General features: G+C 41.0%; 1 pseudogene. It reads right to left on the bottom strand.

What is annotated here, in order from left to right:
• A pseudogene (locus F9856_RS12065) lies at positions 1 to 462 on the bottom strand (IS630 family transposase); the annotation flags it as partial.
• Positions 463 to 598: the final 136 nt, after the last annotated feature.

Below are 598 nucleotides of genomic sequence, written 5' to 3'. Positions count from 1 at the left end.
AGGGGTATATGGTGGTATGAACGCAAATTCAATATTATCAGGAATTTCAAGTGCCTGAGATTTATGCCAAATGGCATTGTCCATGACTAAAACGATGTAATCATCGGGATAAGCTTTTGATAATTGATGTAAAAATTCATTCATCCAAGCGGTATTACAACCACCAGCTATTATGAAGAAAGATTCCCCTGTGTGTGCATCTGCCGCACCATAGCAGTAACGAAATTCTCGGATATGATGGCTTGAGATATTCGGACGGTAGTTTTTAGGACTCCAACATGCCCCAGTTTACTAATCCGACCAAACCCTGCTTCATCTTGATATATAAGACGGGTTTGCTTATAGGCATTTTGTTCAAGAAATCGCTTACTTGATTTTTCCTTGTACAAAGATTTTATTTTTTGACGCTAAAATCGTTTCGGCGTCTGCTTTCTTTGGATGTTCTGGACTTGGCGTAACTTTTGTTGAGGCTGGGAAAAAAGCCCAGCACCACTACTCAGAGTTCGCGTCAACATCTCAGCGCAGTGGTTGATTGGGTTTAACAGTCCAGTGGACTGTTAAAGGTTGGAGATAGTATTTGCGAAGCAAATCTCAGCAG

It is taken from the genome of Streptococcus suis, from assembly GCF_016743335.1.
Lineage (GTDB): Bacteria > Bacillota > Bacilli > Lactobacillales > Streptococcaceae > Streptococcus > Streptococcus suis_Y.
Note: the sequence above shows the minus strand (reverse complement) of the source record. Positions and strands in the feature narration are given on the sequence as shown.